General features: G+C 31.5%; 15 protein-coding genes, 2 pseudogenes and 1 riboswitch. All 17 genes and pseudogenes read right to left on the minus strand.

Translation table 11 applies throughout. The features are described from left to right. Window positions 1-454: pseudogene (locus CLRAG_RS14675) on the minus strand (AAA family ATPase); the annotation flags it as partial. A 164-nt stretch (window positions 455-618) separates the two neighbouring features. After that, complete coding sequence (locus CLRAG_RS14680; protein ID WP_065079107.1) at window positions 619-1,959, minus strand: sigma-54 interaction domain-containing protein; 1,341 nt, start codon at window positions 1,957-1,959, stop codon at window positions 619-621. Between the two features lie 182 nt (window positions 1,960-2,141). After that, a complete protein-coding gene (locus CLRAG_RS14685) occupies window positions 2,142-3,965 on the minus strand; it encodes an aldehyde ferredoxin oxidoreductase family protein (RefSeq protein WP_065079106.1) in 1,824 nt (607 codons plus the stop codon). 352 nt (window positions 3,966-4,317) lie between these two features. Next, a complete protein-coding gene (locus CLRAG_RS14690) occupies window positions 4,318-5,406 on the minus strand; it encodes an ABC transporter substrate-binding protein (RefSeq protein ID WP_065079105.1) in 1,089 nt (362 codons plus the stop codon). Between the two features lie 126 nt (window positions 5,407-5,532). Continuing rightward, the gene (locus CLRAG_RS14695; RefSeq protein WP_065079104.1) at window positions 5,533-6,570 is read right to left on the minus strand and encodes a FecCD family ABC transporter permease; all 1,038 of its coding nucleotides are present in this window, start codon (window positions 6,568-6,570) and stop codon (window positions 5,533-5,535) included. Between the two features lie 58 nt (window positions 6,571-6,628). Then, entirely contained in the window at window positions 6,629-7,411 is a 783-nt protein-coding gene (locus CLRAG_RS14700) for an ABC transporter ATP-binding protein (protein ID WP_065079103.1), read from the minus strand. A gap of 128 nt (window positions 7,412-7,539) precedes the next feature. Beyond that, a riboswitch (molybdenum cofactor riboswitch) is annotated at window positions 7,540-7,658 on the minus strand. A gap of 69 nt (window positions 7,659-7,727) precedes the next feature. Further along, the gene (locus CLRAG_RS14705) at window positions 7,728-8,411 is read right to left on the minus strand and encodes a HesA/MoeB/ThiF family protein (RefSeq protein ID WP_065079109.1); all 684 of its coding nucleotides are present in this window, start codon (window positions 8,409-8,411) and stop codon (window positions 7,728-7,730) included. Window positions 8,412-8,413: 2 nt separating this feature from the next. Continuing rightward, on the minus strand, window positions 8,414-8,638 hold the full coding sequence (locus CLRAG_RS14710; protein WP_023161668.1) for a MoaD/ThiS family protein: 225 nt from the start codon (window positions 8,636-8,638) through the stop codon (window positions 8,414-8,416). A 92-nt stretch (window positions 8,639-8,730) separates the two neighbouring features. Beyond that, window positions 8,731-10,554: an aldehyde ferredoxin oxidoreductase family protein gene (locus CLRAG_RS14715; RefSeq protein WP_065079101.1), complete on the minus strand. Its 1,824-nt coding sequence runs from the start codon at window positions 10,552-10,554 to the stop codon at window positions 8,731-8,733. A 138-nt stretch (window positions 10,555-10,692) separates the two neighbouring features. Further along, window positions 10,693-11,712 (minus strand): annotated as a pseudogene (locus CLRAG_RS14720) (sigma-54 interaction domain-containing protein); the annotation flags it as partial. 2 nt (window positions 11,713-11,714) lie between these two features. Beyond that, window positions 11,715-12,146 carry an MOSC domain-containing protein gene (locus CLRAG_RS14725; protein ID WP_065079099.1) on the minus strand — a complete coding sequence of 144 codons (432 nt, stop codon included), beginning with the start codon at window positions 12,144-12,146 and terminating at the stop codon, window positions 11,715-11,717. 277 nt (window positions 12,147-12,423) lie between these two features. Beyond that, the gene (locus CLRAG_RS14730) at window positions 12,424-14,328 is read right to left on the minus strand and encodes a molybdopterin biosynthesis protein (RefSeq protein WP_065079108.1); all 1,905 of its coding nucleotides are present in this window, start codon (window positions 14,326-14,328) and stop codon (window positions 12,424-12,426) included. Between the two features lie 4 nt (window positions 14,329-14,332). Then, entirely contained in the window at window positions 14,333-15,565 is a 1,233-nt protein-coding gene (locus CLRAG_RS14735) for a molybdopterin molybdotransferase MoeA (RefSeq protein ID WP_065079098.1), read from the minus strand. Window positions 15,566-15,618: 53 nt separating this feature from the next. After that, window positions 15,619-16,323 (minus strand): ATP-binding cassette domain-containing protein, encoded by a 705-nt coding sequence (locus CLRAG_RS14740; protein ID WP_065079097.1) that lies wholly within the window; start codon window positions 16,321-16,323, stop codon window positions 15,619-15,621. Beyond that, on the minus strand, window positions 16,313-16,972 hold the full coding sequence (locus tag CLRAG_RS14745) for an ABC transporter permease (RefSeq protein ID WP_065079096.1): 660 nt from the start codon (window positions 16,970-16,972) through the stop codon (window positions 16,313-16,315). Before CLRAG_RS14745 ends, CLRAG_RS14740 begins: the two co-directional genes overlap by 11 nt. 24 nt (window positions 16,973-16,996) lie before the next feature. Then, window positions 16,997-17,842, minus strand: coding sequence for an ABC transporter substrate-binding protein (locus tag CLRAG_RS14750; protein WP_065079095.1), 846 nt, complete (start codon window positions 17,840-17,842; stop codon window positions 16,997-16,999). Window positions 17,843-18,343: 501 nt separating this feature from the next. Continuing rightward, window positions 18,344-19,065, minus strand: a 722-nt coding sequence (locus tag CLRAG_RS14755) for a sigma 54-interacting transcriptional regulator (protein ID WP_167351578.1), incomplete at its 5' end; no start/stop codon positions are given.

Consider the following 19,065-nt stretch of genomic DNA (forward strand, 5'->3'; position numbering starts at 1 on the left):
GCGCCGCAGAACATGTCCACTTATGATATGCATTAATAAAATGATCATCTCCAGAAATTTGAACTGGCATTTTACTTTTTATAACTACACTCATAGCATTTGTTCCAATATTTTCTTCATTCATAAAGGCTCCCGGTATCATTTTTAAAGAAAAGGCTTCTGAGAGTATTTTTTCATCACCTAATGCATTTAATATACATCCTTCTCCATCTGTAAGTAATACAAAAAAATTAAATCCTTTTACAAAATTAATTAGCTGCTCCATATAAGGTGCTGCAGTCAATATTAAATTTCTGTTAGCTGCAAATCTTTTCTGCAATTCAATATCGTCTATTATTTTTTTACTAAATATCTGATGTGAATCAATATTAAACTTTTTACATCTTCTATGTGAAAGTTTTATATTTGGCTTGGATATAACTACGTTGCCAGATTTGCAAATAGCTACATTCATTATAATTCCTCCAATCACAACAACAGTTTTAAATTTATTTCTTCCATTGAAAGATTGCCTTTTAACTTTTATCTGATGGCTACCTGCTATAATACTTATTGCTATATCTTTAAGAGTTTATGCAAATATGATAATATCTATTTGGAATGGTACTTCTATATATATCAGTAAATATTATATTTCTTGATTTTTCTATAAAGAGTGTTCCTTCCTATACCCATAGCCTTAGCAGCTAAAGTAAAATTTCCTTTAAACTTTCTTATTACATTTTCTATATGTGTTTTTTCTAAATTTTCAAGGTTCATATTAAACATAAAATCTCCATCATAATATATACGACTATTTTTCACATTATCTTCTTTAAATAAGCCTTCTGATTGAATAATATTTTCATCTATATGCTCAATATTTATAAAAAATTCAATAACATTTTCTAGTTCTCTTATATTCCCAGGCCATTCATATTGTACTAACTTATCCATTTGATCACTAGTAATTTTTATTTTTCTTTTATTTAACTTCTTACTTATTCTATTCATATAGTAATCAACTAATAAACAAATATCATCTTTTCTATCCCTTAAAGGGGGAAGTGGGATAGGAAGAACATTTAATCTATAAAATAAATCTCTTCTGAAATTTCTATTTTCAACTTCTTCTTTTAAATTTTTATTTGTAGCTGCAATTATCCTAACATTTACGGGTATTTGACTGTACCCTCCGACTCTTACAATTAACCCCTCTTCTATAACTCTTAATAACTTTACCTGCATCTCAACAGGCATTTCCCCTATTTCATCTAAAAATACAGTTCCACCATTTGCTATTTCAAACTTTCCTAAATTTCCTCCTTTTTTAGCCCCTGTAAAAGCACCTTCCTCATACCCAAAAAGTTCAGACTCTATAAGTTTTTCCGGAATTGCACCACAGTTAACAGCCATAAAAACATTTTCTTTTCTGTCACTATAATTGTGTATAGCCTGAGCAAAAATTTCCTTTCCTGTACCACTTTCTCCTGTTATTAATATAGTAGACTTACTATTAGATATCTTTTTTGAATACTCTATTATGTTTAAGAAATTCTTATTTTTCCCTATTATTTTATCAAAAGTATATATGGCCTTTCCTTCTAATCGCCTTTCTTCTAATTTTCTTTTCTTTTTTATTTCTTTAAAAACAACTATGATTATCCTGTCATCCATTTTTTTTGTGTATAATGGATATATATTTAAATTTAATTTAAGTATATTCTTAACAGACTTTACGCTAGTTTCTATATTCTGTTGAATGCTTATATTATGTATATTACTTGTTATATTGTTCCAGTTACATACCATATCTTGAATATTCATGTCCATTATACACTCTTGACTATATCCTGTAATTTGTAGTAAGGCACTATTTACAAATTTAATTTCTCCATAAATGTTACAAATCATAATGCCTTCAGGTATAGATTCAATAAATGCTTCAAAGCTTTGCTTATTACTATTGAAGTTTATCATAACAACCGAATTTCATCTCCCGAACTTATCTAAGCATAACTTAACACTTTTGCAAATATATAAGCAACTAATGTAACTTCTATTCTCAAATTCACATCTTTCTATTAAAAACAGACTTCATATATAGAGAGAAGCTATCTTCTTTAACACATGAAGTCTACTTTCTAGTTTACCAAATCAAACTAGAACTTACCTATATATTCATCTAATCCTAATTTCTTTAATGTTTCTTCTGTAGGTATACCCTCTTTACTCCATCCTCGTACTGAGTAATATTCTGGCAGAAGAACATCTAGCCTATGAACGTGTCCCTTTGATGGACCATCTGGAATAGGTTCTTCTAACAATCTCTTTGGTAGAGTATCCTGGCTGCTGTCTATTCCAGCTGCAAGATTAAATAATTTTTCAAGAGTCCATACTCTATCTCCTGCCTCTAATAGTGAATCTGAATCACAAGTAGATTCTCCTACTACTGCATTATACATATCTACATAATCCTGTATTCCAAGCCCAAATGTAGTGAATATGCACAATCCTAAAGAATCAATTACAGCAGTTAAATCATGCATCATTTTGGCATAGGCTGCTTTACCATCTAATGCAAATCTATCAAGTTTTTCCGGATAACCTAATATTTCAGGATTAATCATATATCCCTTAATATGACATCCTCCTCTATTATTAACTGCATAGGTAATACCATGTCCCTGTATTCCCCTTGGATCATATGCTGGAATTTCTTGTTTTTTAACTGTCATAGAATACTCAGGTACTCCATAACCTTCACAAAGCCTATATGAACCATTTGTCATCTTTGCTCCAAAGCCTTCACTATATACCATTTTCTTTATCCAGCCAATCATAGACTCCGTATCTCCCCACTTGAGAGATAGGTTATCTCCGGCTATTTCTTCATCTTTTACATATCCTCTTTGATAAAGTTCCATAGCTGCAGCAATTGTTGCACCACAGGTAATAGTATCAATACCATATTCATTACATAACATATTAGCTTCATTTATAGCATCTAAATCATATGAACCACAGTCAGAGCCAAAACACCACAGTGTTTCATACTCCGGTCCTCCGCACTCTGTACCATCTTTTAGTCTAACCCATCTTCCACAACCTATAGGACAGCTGTAACAAGGATTTTTCCTTACTAGTTGGTTAGCAGTAAGAGTCTCTCCACTTATTTTATCTGCTTGATCCGTATAAGATTCTTGAAAATTATTTACAGGATGAACTCCATTTTCATTTATTATATTAACCAGTATAGCTGTACCATAAGTTGGCATTCCCTGACCAGCTACTGGATCATTTTTTAATGTTGTAATTTTTTCTACGGACACTTTTTTTACTTTTTCTTTATCAGCTAAAGCTATTTTTCCAGTTCCTTTAACTGTAATAGCTTTTAAGTTTTTAGATCCCATAACTGCACCAACGCCGCCTCTTGCTGCAGTTCTATCTACATCATTCATAACTGCTGCCATAAGGGACAATCTTTCACCAGCAGGTCCTATACATAATACCTTTGATCTATTCTCAGTTATCTTTTCTAACTCTTTTGTAGTTTCTGATGTAACTTTTCCCCAAAGCTGTGACGCATCTTTAATTTCTACTTTATCATCTACTATTTCAATGTAAACTGGTGAATCAGCCTTATCCTCTACTATTATCATATCCCAGCCAGCTTTTTTCAAGTCTACTCCCCATTTTCCACCCGAATTTGAAATTCCTATAGTTCCTGTAAGCGGTGCTTTAGTAACTACCATAAACCTTCCACTAGTTGGAACTGGAGCTCCAGTTAACGGACCTGTTACAATTATAAATTTATTTTCTGGTGATAATGCATCTATTTTAGGATCTATTTCATCAAATAAAGTTTTAACACCTAGTCCCCTACAGCCTATAAACTTTTTAGCTTTATCTAAATCTAAATTTTCTGATTTGCAAGTTCTTTCTTTTAAATTAATTCTTAATACTTTACCATTATAACCATACATTGAAATTCCTCCTCATATACATATATTTATTTCAGAAATGTTATAGAGCATAAATTGTGCCAAATATGGTTACAAAAAAACACTCAATAATCAACATTACATGCAATGTGTTGATTATCAAGTGAATTCATAGTAAATAATTTAATAACGTTTTTTTATTTTATAATAAAATGCTTAAATAATAAGCAATACAGTTCTCCATATTGCCAAAATGCTCAAAAAAAATACAATATTATCATTTTATTTTTAAAAAAGTGGTCAAATAACGTACAATACTATTTCTGTTTTTTTAAAACGTTCCAATATGGATCACAATTAGCATATACTTTAGAGCTTACTTGCTTATTCATTACTATTTTCCAGGAGATTGTGCTTTCAATATTTTATCTACCTCTTCATTAGTAAGATTATAGTTTAAAAATGTTTTATAGAAATTTTTTGTTTCAGCAGCTATGTCTAAATCTTTAAATTTATCTGGATGAATTGTTTTAGCAGCCCATTGAACTTGAAGCGCTTCTTCACAACTGTAACGATCCCATAAAAATGCACCAGTAGGATTTTGATATACTTTTCCATTTTTAACTGCTGATATCTTCTGCCAATTTGGATCATTAATTAATTTATCTATAGAGTTAACTTTACCACTAGCACCATTAGCCCCAAATATAATAATATCAGGATTCCACTGAATTACTTGTTCTAAGGATACTTCCTTCATATTTCCAGTAACATCCTTTGCAGCGTTTACTCCTCCAGCTGCTTCAATCCATTCATTAATAATAGTTTTGCTTCCATCTACACCAATTGGAGACAGCGACTCTACATGAAGAACTTTAGGTCTTTCACTATCTGGTATTTTTGAGGTAACATCTTTAACCATTTTAACCTTATCATCTAAATATTTGTTATATTTATCTGCACGCTTTGCAGCATCTCCACCTAAAATTTCACCAGTTAAAGATACACATTTTTTCATTGTGTCAAAAGTAGTAAAATTTAATTGAACTACTGGAATTCCTAAACTAGAAATTTTATTAGCATTTGCATCACCAGAAGATACAAATACTATGTCAGGTTTATTTTTCATTAAATCCTCTGTATTAAAATTTGCACCAAAAGTAGTAACTGCTTTTTTCATAGCTGGATTAACTTTATATAACCAAGGCATAGATTTTTCACTAAGCACTGTTTCCACAATTTTATCACCATCGCCTAATACTGATAAAACTTCATTATGTGCCTTCCAAGAATCAGCAACCTTGTTTATTTTTGTAGGAACTTGAACTTTTGCACCAGAAGTATCTGTAATAGTTTTTGTTTTTGAGCTAGTTTCTTGTGTCGAAGAAGATTTGTTTGATGATTGAGTCGATTGACTTGAATTGCAAGCAGTAAAAAACATCATTAAGAAAATACATAGAATAATTGTTGTTATTTTTTTCATTTTTATACATCCTTTCATAATAAAAATTATAATAAATTAGGTATTAGTTTTGTTTTACCAGATTACTTAAAATATTTTTATTAAATATACCAATTTATTAGAAGTTCACTAATTTTTAGCTTCATATTACTGCCTCCTTCCTTTTAATAAAATAGTTATAAAGAATGGTGCGCCTATTAATGACGTTAAAATACCTAGTGGTATTTCCATAGAAAATATGGTACGAGAGATGTTATCAATTAAAAGAAGATAAGCGCCTCCAATTAATATAGAACCTGGTAAAAGATCTTTATAATTAGGACCTACAATCATCCTAGTCACATGAGGAATAACCAAGCCTACCCATCCAATTATTCCAGCCATAGAAACAGAGGCAGCAGTTAATAAAGTAGAACAAAATATTAAAATAATTCTCATTCTATCTGTATTTATTCCTAGTGATTTTGCTTCTTCTTCACCAAAAGAAATAACATTTAACTTCCATCTCAATAATAAAATTGGAACAACTCCTATAATAAATGTAATTAAAAGAATATGAATTTCTTTAAAGGTTATGGTAGAAAGACCACCCATAAGCCAGAACGTTATTGCTGGAAGTTTACTGTCTGGATCAGCTACATATTTTGTTAAAGAAATAAGGGATTGAAAAAGGGATGATACCACTATACCCGTAAGTACCAATATTAAAGTTGTATTATTACTACGTCCAATAACCTTACTAACAGCATAAGTAATAAGAACTGCACCCATGCCAAAGGCAAAAGCAAGAAATTGTACTCCTGCCATATTAAAAGATAATAAAAGTCCCATTGCAGCACCAAAACCGGCACCTGCTGAAGCACCTAATATATCAGGAGAAACCATAGGATTTTTAAATAGGCATTGATATGTAGTCCCAGCTACTGAAAGTGAAGAACCAATTAATAACGCAGCTATAATCCTTGGTAATCTTATTTTAAATAATACAGTATCAACATTTTCAGACCAGATTTGAGGTAACCCAAATATTTTTGCATAAAATATATAAAAAAGATCTTTAAATGATACTGAATACCTTCCCATAGTAAATGAAATCAAAAATGTAAAAAGGGCCAGGATAATAAGTATAATTTTTATAGATATTATATTGCTTTTTTTTACACTTTCTCCTCTTAACGTTTGCATGAAACAGCCTCCTACTCCTATTTTGTTTATAGAAAATGTCTCTTTAATGTAAAATATTTTAGTTAATCATAGGTATGCAGGCTTTGATTTGCTGTCCATTTGAATCAACTGTAGTTATAATTTTTACATTAATACCATATGCTTTTTTAAGCATATCCTCTGTTACAACCTCATTCACGCTGCCTACTGTAAATACATTGCTTTTTTCCATAAGTGCCACTTTTGTGGAACATAGAAAAGCATGATTGGGAAAATGTGAAGTCATAACAACTGCTAATCCTCTTTCAGAAAGCTTATTTATCTGTTCTAGTACTCTAATCTGATTTCCAAAATCCAAATTAGAAGTTGGTTCATCCATTATTAACATTTTGGGCTGCTGAGCAAGAGCCCTAGCAATTAAAACCATTTGCCTTTCACCACCGCTTATTTCCGTATATACCTTGTCCTTTAGATAGGATATTTTCAAAGTATTTATGGCCTCTTCTGCAATGTCCATATCTTCTTTTGTAGGAGAAGAAAACATTGAAAGGTGAGCAGTTCTCCCCATCAATACCACATCAAAAACTTTAAATGGAAAAGGGGGTGTATGTGCCTGAGGTACATAACCAATAGTTTTAGCTAATTTCTTTCTAGACCAATTATGTATATTCTCTCCATCCAAAAGTATTTCCCCACCCTTTAACTTTAAGAATCCTAATATAGTCTTAAAGAAAGTTGTTTTTCCTACACCATTAGGTCCTAACAAACATAATATTTCTCCCGAGCTTACATTCATAGATATATTTTTTACTATAATGCTTGTACCATAACCACAAATAGCGTTTTTAACCTCTAATTTCATATCAGTTCTCTCCTTCCTGCAATAACCGAACATCCTTCCTTTGCCTAGGTGTCATTAATTTTGTCAAGTTTTTGCCAATACAGATATATAAAAAATAGGCACATGCCAAAAGCACATACCTATTCTCTCGATATTTGCAATGGCCTTCTTCTCAAACACGGAAAGCACATCATTTTCATGACATACTCATTGGTTTTATCTCCATAGGCTTAGCGTTAGGATCAAAAACTTGAAGTCCTGTAATATTATACTTACTTATATATTTTTTCTAAAAGATAACGCCTTCTAAGTGCTAAATCAGCAAGAATCCTGTTTATCACAGGGGAATTATATCATACTCAGTTGAGAGAAGATCTATAAAGGCCATCTTTTTTCTTAAAAGTTCTCCTCTACCTAAAAGAAGCTTTATTACTTCACTTACTTCAATTGAAGCTGCTAAAGCTGGTATAAACGATGGATTACCCATTTCCTTTTCGATTCCTTTGGCTGTTCGCTTATCTACATTATAAATCTTGTTTAAGGTATCATCTCCTGGGAATATAGTAGTAACTTGAGCATACCATCCTGCTATAGCTCCATAAACCATTGGTATATTAAGTTTTTTACAGCTGCGTTGAAGTAACAATCTTACTGGTATGCTGTCAAGAGCATCTACTACTACATCGTGATTACTTAAAATACTGCAGGCATTATCTTCTGAAAGCATTTTTCCTAATGCTTTTACCTCTATTAATGGATTTACTTTTTCCATTCTAACCTTTGCTTCCAATGCTTTACTAAAACCTATAGTGTCTGTACTTGAAAGTATTTGCCTATTCAAATTAGATTCCTCAAATACATCCCCATCTACTGCAGTAATATTTCCTATTCCTATTCTTCCAAGCATTTCAATAACATAACCACCAATTCCTCCACAGCCAACAACACAAACTTTAAAGTTCTTTAAGTTATCATTTTCTTCTTTTGATAGGGTTTTCATATTTCTAACATAACGTTCCAAATTTAACCGCCTCCTACTGGTGGGAACAATGATAAGACATCATTGTCATTAAGTTCTGTATTTGCTTTACCATCCCTACCATTTATAAGTAAAATAGCTACTTCTTCTTCCTTAATATTTATCTTTTTAAATATATCTGCAGGTGTTACTGGCTCGTCAAATTCTAAAAACAATTTTTTATCTCTATCTTTTCTAAAATAAGCAAATAATCTAACTTCTATTTTCAAGTTTCCACCTCCTTAGGCTAAGAAAATAGACTTCATATACAGAGACAAGATGTCTTTTTTAATACATGAAGTCTAATCTCTAATTAATTTAATTAAAACTTACCTACATATTCATCTAATCCTAATTTCTTTAACGTTTCCTCTGTAGGTATACCATTTTTATCCCATCCACGTACTGAATAATATTCAGGAAGAAGTACATCTAATCTATGAATCTCTCCTTTTGATGGTCCTTCTGGAACTGGTTCCTCAAGCAATCTCTTTGGAAGAGTATCCTGTGAACTATCTATGCCTGCCTTTAAGTTAAATATTTTTTCTAAAGTCCATATTCTATCTCCAGCTAACATTAAAGAGTCTACATCATGTAATTCTCCACCAACTACTGCATTATACAAATCAACATAATCCTGTGCACCAAGACCAAATGTTGTAAAAATACATAATCCAAGTGAATCTATAACAGCTGTTAAATCATGGAATACTCTAGCATATCCTGCTTTTCCTTCCACTGCAAGTCTATCAAGTTTTTCTGGATAACCAAGTATTTCAGGGCTTACCATATATCCCTTAATATGACACCCTCCCCTATTGTTAACAGCATAAGTTATACCATGTCCCTGTATTCCTCTTGGGTCATATGCTGGGATTTCTTGTTTTTTTACAGTCATTGAATACTCAGGTACACCGTATGAGTCACAAAGTCTGTATGAACCATCTGCCATCTTGTCTCCAAATCCTTCTCTAAGTCCCATTTTCTTTACCCATTCAACCATGGACTTAGCATCTCCCCAATTAAGTGACAATCCATCTGCTGCTATTTCTTCATCCTTAATATAACCTCTTTGATAAAGTTCCATAGCTGCTGCAATAGTACATCCTGCTGTAATGGTATCTAATCCATATTCATTACACAACATATTTGCTGTATTTACAGCATTTATATCGTATACATCACAATCAGATCCAAATGACCATAATGTTTCATATTCTGGTCCTCCACATTCAGTTCCATCATCAAGTTTTACCCATCTTCCACAGGCAATTGGACACCTATAGCAAGGATTTTTTCTAACTAAGCAATCTTTAGTTAAAGTTTCTCCACTGATCTTATCTGCCTGATCTGTATAAGATTTTTGGAAATTTTTTACTGGATGTACGCCATTTTCATTTATAATATTAACAAGTACAGCTGTTCCGTATGTTGGAAGTCCTCCACCAGCTACTGGATCTTTTCTTAAAATATTTGTTTTCTCAAGTGCTACTTCTTTCACTTTTTGCTCATCAAATAATTTTACTTTTCCGCTTCCTTTAACTACAATAGCTTTTAAGTTCTTTGAGCCCATAACAGCTCCAACACCACCACGTCCTGCTGTTCTATCAACATCATTCATAACTGCTGCCATAAGTGATAATTTTTCCCCAGCTGGTCCTATGCATAAAACCTTAGCTCTCGAATCTGTTTCCTGTTGAAGCATTTTTGTAGTTTCTTCTGTTAGTTTTCCCCAAACATGAGAAGCATCCCTAAATTCTACTTTATCATCTACTATATTTACATAAACTTCTTTATCAGATTTACCTTCAACGATTATCATATCGTATCCAGCTGCTTTGAATTCTGCTCCCCATTTTCCACCTGAATTTGCAATAGCAATAGTTCCTGTTAAAGGTGATTTAGTAACTACCATGAATCTTCCGCTTGTTGGAACAGGCGCACCTGTAAGTGGTCCCGCTGCTATAATAAATTTGTTATCAGGTGATAATGGATCTACCTTTGGATCTACTTCGTCAAATAAGGTTTTTACGCCTAAACCTCTTGCACCTATAAATTTTTTAGCTTTGTCAATTTTCAATTCTTCCACTATATAAGTTTTACTACTTAGATTAATTCTTAATACCTTACCATTATATCCGTACATAAAAACCCTCCTAAAAAATTGATTATTCAAACAATTATTATATGTAGCATAAACCATGCCAATAATAAAATATTGTGTTTTGAGGGTATTACACCAAGCAAACTGTTCCATTCTGGTGCAATTTTGTTCCATTCCAGATCATTGTTCTGTTTCGGAACATTCTATGTGATACTTTTCCATCTTTCTATATAAGGTATTTCTTCCAATTCCCATTGCCTTAGCCGCTAAACTTATATTTCCACTGAAGCTTTTAAGAACCTTTATAATATGATTTTTTTCTACATCTTCAAGCTTCATACTTTCAAAATTCATAGAACCTTCAGCAACTTTATTGTTTCCAACTACAGAAGTTTTATGTAGTTTAAGTATATAATCTGGAATCTTTTCTGTATTTACTATAAGTTCAACAACATTTTCTAATTCCCTTATATTCCCAGGCCAATCATATTCCAAAAATTTATTCATTACAGTACTATCAATTTTAAACTTATTCTTGTTTAGCTTCTTACTTACTTTAGTCATATAGTAATCTATCAAAATAGGGATATCTTCTTTTCTATCTCTTAAAGGTGGAAGCCATAGAGGAAGTACATTAAGTCTATAAAATAAATCCTTTCTAAATCTTCCCTTTTTTACTTCCTCTTGTAAGTCTTTATTTGTAGCTGCTATAATCCTGACATCTACAGGAATCTGTTTAGAACCTCCAACTCTGCTTACAACGCCTTCTTCTATAACCCTTAAAAGTCTTACTTGTGTCTCTAAGGACATTTCACCTATTTCATCTAAAAAAATAGTTCCACCATGTGCTAACTCAAATTTTCCAAGATTGCCACCCTTTTTAGCTCCTGTAAAAGCTCCTTCTTCATAGCCAAGCAACTCTGACTCGATAAGATTTGATGGTATAGCGCCACAATTTACTGCAATAAAGATTTTATCTCTTCTACTACTTAAATTATGTATAGCTTGTGCAAAGATCTCTTTACCTGTACCACTCTCACCAGTTATCAATACAGTAGATGTACTATCAGATATTTTTTTTGCATACTCTATTACGCTTACAAAACTTTTACTTTTTCCTATTATTTTATCAAAAGTATATATAGCACAACTTTGAGATATCTTTTTTACTGATTTTCTATATACTTTTTCATTATCACTTTTCATATTATTTCAATTTTATCTCCTCTTTTAATCCATCCAGAACTTAGCACTTTAGCAAATACGCATTCTCTAGTCATAACACAGTCATCTGCTAATTTTCTTCTTTCACATCCTTTATGACACTGTTTTCCAACTTCAGTAATTTCTAAAACAGCTTCACCTATTTTCACTTTTGTACCAACAGACAACTTATATAAATCTAAACCAAAGGTAGTAAGATTTTCAGTAAATTTAACTGTACAAAAGCCATCTATTCCTGATTTTTTTATCTTATCAATGCTTTCCTGTCCCAGTAAACTCACCTGTCTATCTAATTTTCCTGCATGAATATCTCCTACAATACCATGATTTATTTCAAAATATCCCTTTTCAATATTCTTCTTAACAACTCCTTTCTTCTCACCTATATTTATCGATAAAATGCTAGGCATCCAAGTATCTCCCTTCATACAACTTATCTTTTAAATATATTACTCAACTTTCGCACATACAAAACTTTAACTTAATATACTAAGCAAAGCATTTGAAAAGTACAAAGTTTAAAGAACAAATAACAGATAAGGATGATTTCCTTCGTGCCTCAGGAAATCTATAATATTAATATTTTCTGACGTTAGAAAGAAAATTATCATTAATTATTTGATATTTGTACTTTGTTCTTTGTTCTTTAAAAAATATTGCTTCGCAATATTTTTAAACTGCGAAAGTTTAGTATATTATATTACATATATCCGAGTAATCATAGCCTCCAAGTTCATCAAGCTTCTTTAAAAATTCACTGCTTTTCATAACCTTAAGCAGCTCTTTAATTATATCAAGCTCCAAATACTGTACAGGCACTGCAAAATCGTATTCCTCATTGCAAACTGGAATGAAATCAAGGCCCATCATATCTGCTGCGGAATATACTCCAAGACCACAATCAACATCTCCATTAGCTACTGCAGCTGCCACTGAAAGGTGTGTAAACTCTTCTCTTTCATAACCATTAATTTGGTCAGGTGAAATATGAAGCTTTTTTAAATAGTAATCTAAAAGTAATCTTGTACCTGCTCCTCTTTGTCTATTTACAAAACGCACATTTTTTTCTGATATATCTGAAATACTTTTAAGTGACAAAGGATTACCCTTTTGAACCATAAGTCCTTGAATTCTTTTTACTACTTTTATCAATGCTATATCTTTATTTTTTAAATACTTATTGATATAAGAAATATTATATTCTCCAGTTTCCATATCCAATAAATGAATCGGAGCAATATGTGTTTCTTCATTTTTAAGTGCCATTATTCCACCCATACTTCCTGTATGAGCTGAAGATAAATAGTAATGTTTACTGCTTAAATGAAGCATATCTGACAATACATCCAAAATAGGATCATGGCTGCCTATACACACAATAGTGTTTTTAATTTCCTCCATATCCCTCATGAGACTTATTTCAACTTTTGTTCCTGCTTCAATACCTTCTACATTTTGAGGAACCTCTAATGTTCCATCGGCTCTAACAAGTGACATAGTGGCACCTGCTCCTCTTGATAGTGGTGTTGCAATAATCTTATTTCCCACATATCCAAGCTTCATTCTCACAAATTCTAAATGTTTTAAGGATGACATAATTCTTCTGGATAAAATTGCATCTACCTTTTGAGGTTCTTTTGTCTTCAATCCTTGATAATTTTCTACTATTTTCTTAAGGACTTTTTCCATTATGATATAAGCAGAAACAGGATATCCAGGTATACCAAGAACAGGTTTATTATTAATTCGTCCCATAATAGTAGGTTTTCCTGGTTTTATAGCAATACCATGTACATAAACTTTTCCTAAATCAGCAATTAAATCACTGGTAAAATCTTCTCTTCCTGCAGAAGAACCAGCATTGATTATAACTATATCACACTCTGAAACAGCTTTTTTTAAAGTTTCCTTTAAAATTTCATAATTATCTTTTACTATACCATACCTTTTTGGTGTTCCTCCATATTCAATTACTTGTGCACTAAAAGTCCTTGAATTAAAATCAATTATATCTCCAACTTTAAGGTCACTGCCTGGTTCCACTATCTCAGTACCTGTTGGTATAATGCCTACTAAAGGTTTTTTGTAAACTTCAATTGTATTCACTCCTCCTGCCAGCATTGCTCCTATGTCTACAGGTCTTACAGTATGACCTGATGGAACAATAAGTTGCTTTTCCACTATATCTTCACCTAATGGACGTATATTCTGCCAGGGAGCTGCACTTTTATATATTTGAATTCTATTTTCAGCTATGTTAACTATATCCTCTACCATTATCACACAGTCATATTCCTTTGGAACTGGATCTCCTGTATCTACTACTATATAATCCTTCCCTTCCTCTAGCACAATAGGATGCTTTTCGGATGCTCCTATAGTTTTAGAACTATGAAGGGCAATACCATCCATGGCAGAACAATTATAAAAAGGGGAAGAAATTTTTGAATAAACCGCCTGTGCAATAACTCTGCCTAAACCTTCTTCTGTGTTTATTACTTCTTTATTAAGAAATACAGAACTTATTTCACTTAAATATTTATTTAATGCTTCTTTAAATTCATAATTTGATAAATATACTTTCTGTGCCATAATATCACCTCTGAAATTTATAAACATATACCTGTTGATCTTTAAAAATTCCCTCTACATTTTTATCTATCTTTACATAACCCCAGGCCTTGGTAAATCCACTAATTGCAGCAGACTTGGTTAAAACAGGTACAGCTATATATTCTCCTTCTATATTTTTAATTGTAACTGGAAGATATTCTTCCCTTCCTTTGGCTTTATGATAGTTAGTACTAAACTTACAAGGAATAGGATATTCAACTTCTTCAAATTTCATCATTCTCTGTAAAAAATATCTAACTATTATTCTATAAACTACTGCACAGGAAAGAGGATGTCCTGGCAACCCAAATATAGGTTTATTTTTAACTTTTCCTAGTATAGTTGGTTTACCTGGTTTTATTGATATTCCGTGAAGAAGTATACCTGGCTTACCAAGTTCATCAATAATTTTCGCAGTTTGATCCTTCTTTCCTACTGAACTTCCACCAGATATGAGAACTACATCACATTCTTCATTAGCTTTTTTTGCAGTTTCAAATAATTTTTCATAATCATCTCTTATGACTCCATAGAATATTGCTTCTCCACCATCTTCAATGACAGAAGAATACAAAAGATATGAATTTATGTCTCTGATTTGACCAGGCTTTGGATATTCTTCTGGTGATATAATTTCATCCCCAGTAGAAATTATCCCCACCTTTGGTCTGCAAATTACTGGTACCTTAATAATTCCCAAACTGGACAGCATGCTTATACTATAGGGTTTAAGTACTGTTCCTGCTTTAAGCACAGTTTCCCCTAATTCCACATCTTCATCTTCATTAAGCACATTTTCACCAAATGCAACTGGCTTATTCACAAGTATAGTAGTATCATCCATTTTATCAGTATACTCAATCATTACCACACTATCTGCACCCTCAGGAAGCATTCCTCCAGTTGGTATGTACATACATTCTCCTGGAAATTCCAATGATTTAGAAGGCATCTTGCCCATTATAACTTCTCCCTTTAAATCAAGCATAGATGGCATACTTTCACTAGCTCCCTGTACTTCCTTACACTTTACTGCATATCCATCCACAATAGATCTTTTAAAACCTGGAACATTTAACGGTGAAACAATATCCTCATATAATATTCTGTCATTACATTCTTTTAAGTCTATTAATTCTTTCCCTAAACTTATAGAAAAATTAGAATTAATTGTGTCTTTTACCTCCTCAACTGATGACACCTTATAAAAGTCCATACTTTATTGCCTCCTATCTTTCACCATCGAAGTGATGATTTTAGTATTTAATCCTATTTTATGCAATCTGCATTTAACCACATTTTAAGTTTTTCATTTGAAGGATTTGTAAAAAACTGAACCTTATCTCCATATTCGATAATTTTACCTTTATCCATATACAGAACATAGTCAGCTATTCTCTTTGCCTGATACAAATCATGGGTAATCATTATTACAATTCTGCCATTTAAACACATACTTTTTATTAATTTTTCAGCAACTAATGTGCTTTCTAAGTCCATGCTGGCAGTTGGTTCATCTAATAAAGTTATCTTTGTCTCCAGCATAGCTACTCTTAAAAGAGCTGTTTTTGCTTTTTCTCCACCAGATAAAGTTTTTGCATTCTTATCCATTAATTTTTCCATATCAAAATCTTTAATATAGAAACTATACTTTTGTAAAAGCTCTTCCCACCTTTTCTCTTTAAATAGAAGTCCTTTTATTATATTTTCCTTAACAGAAGTATTGAAAATATATGGTTTCTGAAGTAACATTGAAATTTTATCTTTTGCATCTTCAAAACCTTCATCGTCGTATTTTATGCTTCCTGAATTAACCCTATTTACTCCTGCTATACACTCAAGAAATGTGCTTTTTCCACTTCCATTTAAACCTAAAATTATATATATTCCTGCCTGTTTAAAATTAAATTTATCTATATTTAGCACTACCCTATTTCCATATTGTTTTATAATATTTAAAACCTCAATATTCATCAATTTCACTTCCCCGAAATTTGTGTAAAATGACATTTATAATTAGAGAAATAGAAAGTAGTATTACTCCTATGATGATAGCTCCTTCAAAATTTCCTTTTCCTGTTTCTAATGCTATATATGTGGTCATTACTCTTGTATGATCTTTAATATTTCCTCCTACCATCATTACTGCTCCAACTTCTGAAATAGCTCTTCCAAAGCCAGTAGCAGCTATAGTAAGTAACTGTTCCTTCATTTCGATAATTATGGTTAATAAAGTTTTAAATCTTGAAGCACCAAGCACTTCACAATTTTTTTTAATCTCCCTACCTTGCTTTTGTGTTGAACTAATTGTAAGGCCAATTATTATAGGAAATACCAATAGTGTCTGTGCTATAATCATAGCTGTTGGAGTAAATAAAAGCTCCAGACTGCCTAAAATACCTTTTCTTGAAAGTAATAAATATACTAAAAGCCCCATGAGCACTGGCGGAGTACTCATAAGGGTCTCTAATAACCTTACCATAACCTTTTTCAATTTGAAATCTTTTAGTCCTGCTAAAACCCCTATAGTTATTCCTGCTGCTGCTGCCATAACTGTAGATGATAGGGATACTATTAGGGACATACTTATAACAGGAAGTATGTCTTTTATAAGTATTAGCATTTTAAATTTGTCTCCCATTATAAATTATTTTTTAGCATTTGGAATAAAAAGTGCCTGACCATATTTGTCTTTTCCATATTCACCTATATTTTTTTGAATTTTATCAGACAAAATCCAATTGTAAAATTCATCTGCTTCTTTTTCCTTAAGCTTAGGGTTCTTTGCAGGATTTAATTTTATTACTCCATATTGATTATATAACTGAGGACTTTTCTCTGTAACAATTTGAAGCTTTAACTTGTTTTTCATAGATAAATATGTTCCCCTATCAGTTAAAGTATAGGCTTTCATTTCATCTGCCATTTGTAATACTGCACCCATTCCCTTACCTGCAGATACGTACCAACTTCCACTAGGTGTAATTTCTGCAGACTTCCATAAGCCTTTTTCCTTACTGTGAGTACCTGATTCATCTCCTCTTGAAATAAATTTAACATTACTATCCTTAATTATCTTCAAAGCATCAATTGGATTATTATAAGCCTTTTCTTTAATCTTAGCAGGATCTTCAGTTGGTCCTACAATAATAAAATCATTATACATTACATCATTTCTTTTAAGTCCATAACCATTTTTTATGAATTCTTCTTCTTTTGATTTATCATGTACTAAAAGACAATCAGCATCACCATTTTGTGCAAGCTTTAAAGCTTCTCCTGTTCCTTTTGCTACTACCTTTACATCTATTCCAGTGTCCTTTTTAAATAATGGAACTAGATAATCTAAAAGTCCCGTATCCTGTGTACTGGTAGTAGTAGCTAGTACCATACTTCTAGCTTCCTTTGGTTTGGCAGCTTCTTGTTGTTTAGTAGTACATCCCACTAAAAAAACAAAGATTAAACTTAATAATAGTGCAAGTTTTTTCTTCATAAAAAAGACCTCCTATTTAAAATTTGCATAAAAAAGAACAAAAGTAAGTTCTTTCTTTTTAGTAGAATGTGTAACCTTTTATAAATCTATTCATTTGAAATCTGTTAACTTATTTTTTAAGTTATTACTCAGAACTTTATAACTATTATTTCATGTATAATATCTTGATTACAATATTATAACTTTTTTATTGTCAACAATTGTTTAAAAATGAATAAAACAACAAAATATTGTATAAAATTTAATATCTATCTGTATAACCTTTAAGTATTTCATTTTCACAGCATCACTCTTAAATTTTCATACATAAATACTGTAATTCTTCACATAATATTATATGAAGAAATATTTACTATTCCTTGATTAAATTTTGGAAGAAATGTTTAAAAAATATCTTATAGAGTATATAAAAAACTCTATAGGATATTTTTTATATACTACAAAATAAAAAATATTTTTTCTTAAAAGTTCCCATCTCTCTTTCTTCTCTGTATAAAAAATTTATATTTCTATTTCATATTTTTTTATTTTGCTGTACAAAGTATTTCTTCTTATACCCAGTGCTGCTGCTGAATGGGTTATATTTCCTTCAAATTTCTTCAATACTTTAATTACATGTTCTTTTTCCACATAATCTAACTTTAAACAATCATCACTAATATCTACAAGTACCTCATTATCACAATTCTCTTCTGTAAAATAATCTGCAGGTATAGATCCTGTATTTACAATTAGCTCAACCAAGTTTTCTAATTCCCTTATGTTTCCAGGCCAATTGTAGTTAATCATTTTCTTCAAGTATTCTTTTAATATAGCTGGCTCTTTTTTATTTAATTTTTGTGCTATACTCTTAACAAAATATTGAATAAGAATAGGTATATCCTTTTTTCTTTCTCTAAGTGGAGGTAAATATAAAGGCAGAACATTTAATCTGTAATATAAGTCTTTTCTAAATCTTCCAGCTTCCACTTCTTTTTTTAAATCTCTGTTTGTGACAGCTATAATTCTTACATCTACAGGTATAGACTTTGAACTCCCTATTCTCGTTATTACGCCTTCCTGTACAACTCTTAGAAGCTTTGTCTGCATATCAAGTGGCATTTCTCCAATTTCATCCAGCATCATAGTTCCACCATCTGCCAATTCAAATTTTCCAAGGTTTCCACCTTTTTTGGCACCTGTAAAAGCTCCTTCTTCATATCCAAAAAGCTCTGACTCTATAA

It is taken from the genome of Clostridium ragsdalei P11 (assembly GCF_001675165.1).
GTDB lineage: Bacteria > Bacillota > Clostridia > Clostridiales > Clostridiaceae > Clostridium_B > Clostridium_B ragsdalei.

What these genes read in the sequence shown, in the direction of transcription:
- CLRAG_RS14695 (WP_065079104.1), bottom strand. Translation starts at nt 6,570, where the DNA reads ATGCAAACGTTAAGAGGAGAAAGTGTAAAAAAAAGCAATATAATATCT.
- CLRAG_RS14730 (WP_065079108.1), bottom strand. Translation starts at nt 14,328, where the DNA reads ATGGCACAGAAAGTATATTTATCAAATTATGAATTTAAAGAAGCATTA.
- CLRAG_RS14745 (WP_065079096.1), bottom strand. Translation starts at nt 16,972, where the DNA reads ATGCTAATACTTATAAAAGACATACTTCCTGTTATAAGTATGTCCCTA.
- CLRAG_RS14685 (WP_065079106.1), bottom strand. Translation starts at nt 3,965, where the DNA reads ATGTATGGTTATAATGGTAAAGTATTAAGAATTAATTTAAAAGAAAGA.
- CLRAG_RS14680 (WP_065079107.1), bottom strand. Translation starts at nt 1,959, where the DNA reads ATGATAAACTTCAATAGTAATAAGCAAAGCTTTGAAGCATTTATTGAA.
- CLRAG_RS14700 (WP_065079103.1), bottom strand. Translation starts at nt 7,411, where the DNA reads ATGAAATTAGAGGTTAAAAACGCTATTTGTGGTTATGGTACAAGCATT.
- CLRAG_RS14740 (WP_065079097.1), bottom strand. Translation starts at nt 16,323, where the DNA reads ATGAATATTGAGGTTTTAAATATTATAAAACAATATGGAAATAGGGTA.
- CLRAG_RS14725 (WP_065079099.1), bottom strand. Translation starts at nt 12,146, where the DNA reads ATGCCTAGCATTTTATCGATAAATATAGGTGAGAAGAAAGGAGTTGTT.
- CLRAG_RS14690 (WP_065079105.1), bottom strand. Translation starts at nt 5,406, where the DNA reads ATGAAAAAAATAACAACAATTATTCTATGTATTTTCTTAATGATGTTT.
- CLRAG_RS14750 (WP_065079095.1), bottom strand. Translation starts at nt 17,842, where the DNA reads ATGAAGAAAAAACTTGCACTATTATTAAGTTTAATCTTTGTTTTTTTA.
- CLRAG_RS14735 (WP_065079098.1), bottom strand. Translation starts at nt 15,565, where the DNA reads ATGGACTTTTATAAGGTGTCATCAGTTGAGGAGGTAAAAGACACAATT.
- CLRAG_RS14715 (WP_065079101.1), bottom strand. Translation starts at nt 10,554, where the DNA reads ATGTACGGATATAATGGTAAGGTATTAAGAATTAATCTAAGTAGTAAA.